Here is a 7,792-nt window from a genome sequence, read left to right on the forward strand (position 1 = left end):
AGATAAAGTTGCAGAGGCGATTGCATGGAGGCCCATCCACTGGTAGAGACGTCCACCAGTGGATGCAATATCCATGCCACCCAACCACCCCCGCATTGACACGACGGGCGTGACAAGGCCACTCAGGCGTGGCCGATCCGTTTAAATCAGCGGCACCCCGGTCTGGCTTTGGATGTGCTCGCGCGTTACGCCTTCGGCCAGCTCCACCAGCTTGAGGCCTTGGGCGGTGACGTCCATCACCCCCAGATCGGTGATGATGCGGTTCACCACCCCCTTGCCGGTCAGGGGCAGGGTGCATTGCGGGATGATCTTGAGGTCTACGCTGCCATCTTTTTTGCGCGCCACGTGCTCCATCAGCACCACCACGCGCGCCACCCCGGCCACCAGGTCCATGGCACCGCCCATGCCCTTGACCATCTTGCCCGGAATCATCCAGTTGGCCAGGTCGCCGCTGCCGGTGACTTGCATCGCGCCCAAAATCGAGAGGTTGATCTTGCCGCCGCGGATCATGGCAAAGCTGTCGTGGCTGCCAAAGATCGAGGAGCCCTTGATGGTGGTCACGGTCTGCTTGCCGGCGTTGATCAGGTCGGCATCGACTTCGTCCTCGTAGGGGAAGGGGCCGATGCCCAGCATGCCGTTCTCGCTTTGCAGCCAAACCTCGATGTGGTCCGGCACGTGGTTGGCCACCAGCGTCGGGATGCCGATGCCGAGGTTGACGTAGAAACCGTCTTGCAACTCTTGCGCCGCACGGGCGGCCATTTGGTCTTGGGTCCAAGGCATGATCGAGGCTCCTGTGCTCAGAATTTGCGGTCGCGGGTGGTGCGCTTTTCGATGCGCTTCTCGGGCGTGGGGTTGTGCACGATGCGGTGCACGTAAATGCCAGGCAGGTGCACGTCGTCGGGGGCGATGTCGCCGGTGGCCACGATGCGCTCGACTTCGACGATGCAAACCTTGCCCGCCATCGCCGCCGCCGGGTTGAAGTTGCGCGCCGTCAGGTGAAAGCGCAGGTTGCCGGAAAGGTCGGCCACATCGGCCTTGACCAGCGCCACCTCGGGCAACAGGGCGCGCTCCATCACATAGGTGGCACCGTCGAACTCGCGCAGCTCTTTGCCTTCGGCCACCAGGGTGCCGACGCCGGTTTTGGTGAAAAAGGCCGGAATGCCAGCCCCACCAGCGCGCAGCTTCTCGGCCAGCGTGCCTTGGGGGGTGAATTCGAGCTCGAGTTCACCGGCCAGGTACTGGCGCTCGAACTCTTTGTTTTCGCCCACGTAGCTGGAAATCATTTTCTTGATCTGGCGCGACTCCAGCAGCTTGCCCAGCCCAAAGCCATCGACGCCGGCGTTATTGGAAATCACCGTCAGGTTGCGCACGGCGCTGTCGCGCAACGCATCGATCAGCGCCTCGGGGATGCCGCACAGGCCGAAGCCGCCGACGGCAATCAGTTGGCCATCGGCCACCACGCCCTGCAGCGCCGCCGCCGCGCTGGGATAGACCTTGTTCATTCTTGCTCCTGTCGCTGAGTGGGGGAAAGTGAATTGCTGCGGGCTATTATCCGGTACTCCAGCCCCGGCCTTGGTCGCCTCACTGGCGCGCCGTGCGCACCGGCTCGGGCGGCTGCTGCGGGTGGCTGCTGCGCCAGGGGTTGATGTCGAGCCCGCCCCGGCGCGTGTAGCGCGCATAAACGCTGAGCTTGGCCGGGCTGCAGCGCTGCCAGATGTCTTGGTAGATGCGCTCCACGCACTGCTCGTGAAAGCCGGTGTGCTGCCTAAAGCTCACCAGGTAGCGCAGCAGGCCGGCCTGGTCGATCGGCGCGCCCACGTAGCGGATTTGCACGCTGGCCCAGTCCGGCTGGCCGGTGACGGGGCAGTTGCTTTTGAGCAGCTCGCTGCACAGCACCTCTTGCACCACGGCCTGGCTGGCGTCGGCCTGCAGGTGCTGGGGCGCGGGCTGGTAGTCGCTGCACTCCAGATCGAGCCGATCCAGGCTTAGGCCCTCCAGCGCGCCCAGGCGCTCTTGGGCAAACTGACTGGGTTGCAGCAGGCGCACACCCACGCCGCCGCTGCGCTCGCTGCCGCGCCACAGGGCTTCGTTCAGGTCCAGACGCAGGCGCTGCTGCACCGCCTCCGGGCTGTCAAACACGCTCTGGTTGTAGCTGTTGAGGTAGAGCTTGAAGGATTTGCTCTCAATCAGGTGCGGCGTTTCGCAGGGCACGGTGAAGTGGGCAATCGCCACCTGCGGCTTGCCGCGCGCATTGAGCCAGCTCAGCTCGTAGGCGGTCCAAAGATCGGCCCCCAAAAAGGGCAGCGTGGCCCCTATGCCGAGCTCGGCCCGCTTGGGCGCACGCGCCACGGGGAACAGCAGCGCCGGGTCGTAGCGCTCGGGGTAGGCGGTGGGCTGGCCCAGCAGCAGGGGGGCTGATGCGCCCGCTTCGGATGCGGCCGCAGCGGTTGGATTGGCTGCAGCCGCCCCCGGACAGCTTGGCGAATGGCCGGAATTGTGCAAATCGGGCCGATCGGGTGGAGCAGGAGAGGTGGGCATGGGGGTATTGGACCAGTCAAACAAATTCGCGCTCGCGCAGCCACTTGGTGGCGATCCACTTTTCGCCCTCCCACACCGGCGCACCGCCGTGCAGGGTGCGGGTGCTGGGGTGCGCTCGGTCGTAGGCAAAAAACAGCGCCTGGCCGCCGCGCGCCAACACCTCGAGCCCGAGGTCGGGGAAGGTGGTGGCGCCGCCGCGCTGCGGCTGGTTGAGGTAGATGATCAGCGTGGCCACGCGCTGGCCGCCGCGCCGCGTCAGGGCGGCGGTGCCGGCTTGGGCTGGGTCGAAGTAGTCGTAATGCGGCTTGTACTCGCCGCCCGGCGGGTAGTGCAGCACCTGCAAGCCTTCGCCGTTTTCCACAGGCCAGCGCAGCAGGCGGGCGATGCGCGCTTCCAGCCGCCGCACCAGCTCGGTTTCGCCGCGCCCAAAAAACATGCCGCTGCTGGTGCGCTCGGGGTTGATTTCACTGCCGCCGCTGTGCGTTTGCACTGTGAGCGAGCGCGCCAGCCGCGGCCGCGCCGCCTCGATCAACTCGGCGCACTCGGGCGCGCTGAGCAAGCCGTCGAACAAGGCCAGCGGCGGTTGCTGCAGGCGCAGCAGCAGCTCGACCGAGCGGTCACCACAGTCAAAGCAGCGCGCCGCCGTGCTCCAGTCCGGCTGCGGCAGGGGTGGGGGCGTGGGGGCGGGCATGTGGGCGCTGGGCATGTGGGCGCGGAGCATGGCGGAGCGGGGCGGGTGGCAGCGCGATCAGGCCGGCAGGCGAAACAGCAACCGATCAGGGCTTGACTCGGCCGCCACGTAGCGGTAGCCCTCGGCATCAAAGCCCTTGAGTTGCTCTAGGCTGATGGCGCGGCTCTGGATGGCGTGGCGCATCATCAGGCCGCGGGCGCGCTTGGCGGCAAAGCCCATCACCCGGTAGCGGCCCTGGTGGTATTGCTCAAACACGCAATGCACCACGCGCGGCTGCAGCGCGGACAAATCCACCGCCTTGAAATACTCTTCGCTGGCCAAGTTGACCACCAACGGCACCGGGTCGGCGGCGGCGCGCTGGTTGAGGTATTCGCTGATCTGGCAGCCCCAGAACTGCACCAGGTTTTTGCCCTTGGCCGTGGCCAGCCGGGTGCCCATTTCGAGCCGATACGGCTGCATCAGGTCGAGCGGGCGCAGCACGCCGTAGAGGCCGCTCAAAATGCACAGGTGCTGCTGCGCCCACTGCAAATCGGCCTCGCCAAGGCTGCGCGCCTGCAGCCCCGCATACACATCGCCATCAAAAGCCAGCAGCGCCTGCTTGGCGTTGGCGGGCGTGAAAACCGGCTGCCAGGCCTGAAAACGGGCGGCATTGAGCGCCGCCAGCTTGTCGCTCAGGCCCATCAGATCGGCCAGTTGCTGCGGGGCCAGCGCGCGCAGTTGCGCCACCAGCTCGGCCGCCTGCGCCACAAACAAGGGCTGGCTGTGGCTGGCGCTGTGGGCGGGGGTCTCAAAATCGAGCGCTTTGGCGGGCGACAACAGAAACAACATGGGGTGAGTCCTCTCGTGGCCGCATTATCCGGGATCGTTTGGTTGGCCCTCTGATCTTGCGCCCTGTTGCGCGCCAAATCCTGCTAGGATGTGCAGAAATCTGCATTAAACCCTTGAGGCAGCCCATGCGAACCACGCTGAACATCGAAGACGGCTTGCTGCTGCAGGCCAAGTCCTTTGCGGCTCGGGAACACACCAGCCTGACGCGGCTGATCGAAGAAGGCCTGTCGCTGCGTTTGCGGGCCGCGCAGGCCGCACCGGCTCTTGCGCGCGCGCCGCAGTTGCCGCTCTACGCGGGGCGCGGGGGTCTGCAGCCCACCATCCAAGACACCTTGAGCCAGCGCGCCCTGCTCGACGCCGCCGACGGAACTGAGCCAGCCCGATGACGCCCGATGTGAATGTGCTGGTGGCGGCCTCGCGCATAGACCATCCGCACCACGAGGCCGCACGGATTTGGCTGGAGGCGGCCCTGACCGCCAGTGCGGCGCAACAGCCGTTGGCCATTTTGCCGATGGTGGCAGCGGGTTTTGTGCGCTTGGTGACGCACCCCAAGGTTTTTAGGGAGCCGACACCGATTGCTGCTGCGCTGGAATTTATGCACGCCCTCTTGGATGCGCCCGGTGTTTACCAGCCCGCCTTGGGCCAGGAATGGTCCGAGGTCGAACGCTTGTGCGCGCAACTGGGGCTAACAGGCAACGCAATACCCGATGCCTGGATTGCTGCAGCGGCGCAACAGCACCATCTGCATTTGGTGACCTTTGACAAAGGCTTTCGCCGCTTGCTCAAACCCAGCAGGGTCACGGTGTTGAAAGCCGTGGCGCCAAGCCTGTAGGAGGCGAAGGATTATCAAGCCAGCGCGCCGGCTACCGGCTTGCCATGGGCCAGATGGCTGTGCGTGGCTGTGCGGGATGGCCCATTAAAATCAGGGTCGAATATTCGCGTCCAGCGCTGCACCCTCCACCAGCGCCACCACCGCATCCTGCGGCGTGCCGAGCGCGCCCACTTCTCCTTGCCACCGGGGTTTCCATGTCCGATACCGTCGCCCAGCCGGGCTTGCAAAGCCTGCCTAAATCGTTTGAACCCGCCGCCCTCGAGGCGCACTGGGGCCCAGAGTGGGAGCGGCGCGGCCTTGGGCGGGCGGGGGTGCGCGGCAGCGGCGCGCCAGAGGCCGGGGCGCCCTCTTTTGCGATCCAGTTGCCGCCGCCCAACGTCACCGGCACGCTGCACATGGGGCACGCCTTCAACCAGACCATCATGGACAGCCTGACGCGCTACCACCGCATGCTGGGCCACAACACGCTCTGGGTGCCGGGCACCGATCACGCCGGCATCGCCACCCAGATCGTGGTCGAGCGCCAGTTGCAGGCGCAGGGCAGCAGCCGGCACGCGCTCGGGGCCACACCGGAGGCCGCGCGCGCCGCTTTCCTGGCCAAGGTGTGGCAGTGGAAGGAGCAATCGGGCCAGACCATCACGCAGCAGATGCGCCGCCTAGGCGACAGCGTGGACTGGAGCCGCGAATACTTCACCATGGACGAGCGGCTCTCGCCCGTGGTCACCGAAACCTTTGTGCGCCTGTACGAGCAGGGCCTGATCTACCGTGGCAAGCGGCTGGTCAACTGGGACCCGGTGCTGCGCAGCGCGGTCTCGGACCTAGAAGTCGAGAGCGAGGAAGAAGACGGCTCGATGTGGCACATCGCCTACCCGCTGGCCAGCGGCGCAGGCCAGTTGGTGGTGGCCACCACGCGCCCCGAAACGCTGCTGGGCGACGTGGCCGTGATGGTGCACCCCGAGGACGAACGCTATGCGCACCTGGTGGGCCAGTACGTGCGGCTGCCGCTGTGCGAGCGCGAAATCCCGGTGATTGCCGACGCCTATGTGGACCGCGCCTTTGGCACCGGCGTGGTCAAGGTCACGCCCGCGCACGACGCCAACGACTATGCAGTCGGGCAGCGGCACCAGTTGCCGATCATCGGCGTGCTGGCGCTAGACGCCACCCTCAACGACCACGCCCCGGCGCGCTACCGTGGGCTGGACCGCTTCGAGGCGCGCCAGCGCGTGGTGGCCGATTTGCAAGCCGCCGGCCTGCTGGTGCAAACGCTCAAACACCGCCTGATGGTGCCGCGCTGCACCCGCACCGGCCAGGTGGTGGAGCCCATGCTCACCGACCAGTGGTTTGTGGCGGTGAACAAGGCCCCCACGCTGCACCCGGCTGCGCCGGGCTCGCTGCCCCCCGAGGGGGCTGGCCCCGCCTTGGGGCGGCCCGGCGGCGGGGCCGAAGCCCCCACGCTGCACCCGGCGGCGCCGGGTTCGCTGCCCCCCGAGGGGGCTGGCCCCGCCTTGGGGCGGCCCGGCGGCGGGGCCGATGCCCCCGAAGGGGCCAACCCCGAAGCCGACCCGCGCAGCATGGCGCAAAAAGCCATCGACGCGGTCAACAGCGGCGCGGTGCGCTTCGTGCCGGAAAACTGGGTCAACACCTACCACCAGTGGATGGGCAATTTGCAGGACTGGTGCATCAGCCGCCAACTGTGGTGGGGGCACCAGATTCCGGCCTGGTACGACATCGAAGGCCAAGTCTATGTGGCGCGCGACGCCGCCGCCGCGCAGGCCCAGTTCGAGCGCCGCGCCGCGCAGTTGAGCCCCAGCCAGCGCGAGCCGCTGCTGGCCGGCGGCCTCCAGCGCGACCCCGACGTGCTCGACACCTGGTACTCCAGCGCGCTGGTGCCGTTTTCTACCTTGGGCTGGCCGCAGGCGGCCGCCAACAGCGCCACGGGCGTCGGCGGGCCGGGCGGGCTCGCTCGCAGCGATATTGCGGCCGCAGGACGCATGAGCCAGGGCGAGTCCGCCCGGCCCGCCGCCGCTGCCGCCGCCCCGCTCGCCGCCTCCACCAGCGACTACGACCTTTACCTGCCCAGCAGCGTGCTGGTCACCGGCTACGACATCATTTTCTTCTGGGTGGCCCGGATGATCATGATGAGCACGCACTTCACCGGCCGGGTGCCGTTCAAACACGTCTACATCCACGGCTTGGTGCGCGACGCGCAGGGCCAGAAAATGAGCAAGTCCGAAGGCAACGTGCTTGACCCGGTGGACCTGATTGACGGCATCGCGCTGCCCGCCCTGCTCGACAAACGCAGCAGCGGCCTGCGCAAGCCCGAGACCGCACCCAAGGTGCGCAAGCAGACCGAAAAGGAATTTCCCGAGGGCATTCCGGCCTACGGGGCCGACGCGCTGCGCTTCACCTTCGCGGCCCTGGCCAGCCTAGGCCGCAGCATCAACTTCGACAGCAAACGCTGCGAAGGCTACCGCAACTTCTGCAACAAGCTCTGGAACGCCACCCGCTTCGTGCTGATGCACTGCGAGGGGCAAGATTGCGGCCTGGCCGAACACCCCGCAGGCAGTTGCACCAGCAGCAGCCCAAGCAGCCAAAGCAACCTAGGCAACCAAGGCAACCAAGCAAGCGGCAGCGGAACCGAATCCTACTTGGCCTTCAGCGCCGCCGACCGCTGGATCGTCTCGCTCCTGCAACGCTGCGAAGCCGAGGTGGCGCAAGGCTTTGCCGACTACCGGCTCGACCAGGTGGCGCAAACCGTCTACGAACTGATCTGGAACGAGTTTTGCGACTGGTACCTAGAGATCGCCAAGGTGCAGTTGCAAACGGGTAACCCGGCGCAGCAGCGCGCCACCCGCCGCACCCTCATCCGCAGCCTAGAGACGCTGCTGCGGCTGGCGCACCCC

Annotated in this window: 8 protein-coding genes; 3 read left to right on the forward strand and 5 right to left on the reverse strand. The window is 66.9% G+C overall.

The genetic code is table 11. From position 1 onward, the window contains the following. Window positions 1-141: 141 nt before the first annotated feature. The 5 genes from SRAH_RS00800 to yaaA form a co-directional block, all read right to left on the reverse strand. The gene (locus SRAH_RS00800; protein ID WP_029461459.1) at window positions 142-780 is read right to left on the reverse strand and encodes a 3-oxoacid CoA-transferase subunit B; all 639 of its coding nucleotides are present in this window, start codon (window positions 778-780) and stop codon (window positions 142-144) included. A 17-nt stretch (window positions 781-797) separates the two neighbouring features. Further along, a complete protein-coding gene (locus SRAH_RS00805) occupies window positions 798-1,502 on the reverse strand; it encodes a CoA transferase subunit A (RefSeq protein WP_029461460.1) in 705 nt (234 codons plus the stop codon). Between the two features lie 79 nt (window positions 1,503-1,581). Next, window positions 1,582-2,538 carry an NADPH-dependent 7-cyano-7-deazaguanine reductase QueF gene (gene queF, locus SRAH_RS00810; protein ID WP_082209992.1) on the reverse strand — a complete coding sequence of 319 codons (957 nt, stop codon included), beginning with the start codon at window positions 2,536-2,538 and terminating at the stop codon, window positions 1,582-1,584. 16 nt (window positions 2,539-2,554) lie between these two features. After that, complete coding sequence (locus SRAH_RS00815; protein ID WP_045475667.1) at window positions 2,555-3,259, reverse strand: 2OG-Fe(II) oxygenase; 705 nt, start codon at window positions 3,257-3,259, stop codon at window positions 2,555-2,557. 27 nt (window positions 3,260-3,286) lie between these two features. Then, entirely contained in the window at window positions 3,287-4,057 is a 771-nt protein-coding gene (gene yaaA, locus SRAH_RS00820; protein WP_029461463.1) for a peroxide stress protein YaaA, read from the reverse strand. Window positions 4,058-4,182: 125 nt separating this feature from the next. Between yaaA and SRAH_RS00825 the strand changes: the two genes are divergently transcribed. The 3 genes from SRAH_RS00825 to SRAH_RS12915 all read left to right on the forward strand — a co-directional run. Then, window positions 4,183-4,443: a hypothetical protein gene (locus tag SRAH_RS00825; protein WP_029461464.1), complete on the forward strand. Its 261-nt coding sequence runs from the start codon at window positions 4,183-4,185 to the stop codon at window positions 4,441-4,443. Continuing rightward, entirely contained in the window at window positions 4,440-4,889 is a 450-nt protein-coding gene (locus tag SRAH_RS00830; RefSeq protein ID WP_029461465.1) for a TA system VapC family ribonuclease toxin, read from the forward strand. The genes SRAH_RS00825 and SRAH_RS00830 overlap by 4 nt, the downstream gene beginning before the upstream one ends. A 194-nt stretch (window positions 4,890-5,083) precedes the next feature. Continuing rightward, window positions 5,084-7,792, forward strand: a 2,709-nt coding sequence (locus SRAH_RS12915; RefSeq protein WP_045475670.1) for a valine--tRNA ligase, incomplete at its 3' end; no start/stop codon positions are given.

The organism is Serpentinimonas barnesii (genome assembly GCF_000696225.1).
GTDB classification, from domain to species: domain Bacteria; phylum Pseudomonadota; class Gammaproteobacteria; order Burkholderiales; family Burkholderiaceae_C; genus Serpentinimonas; species Serpentinimonas barnesii.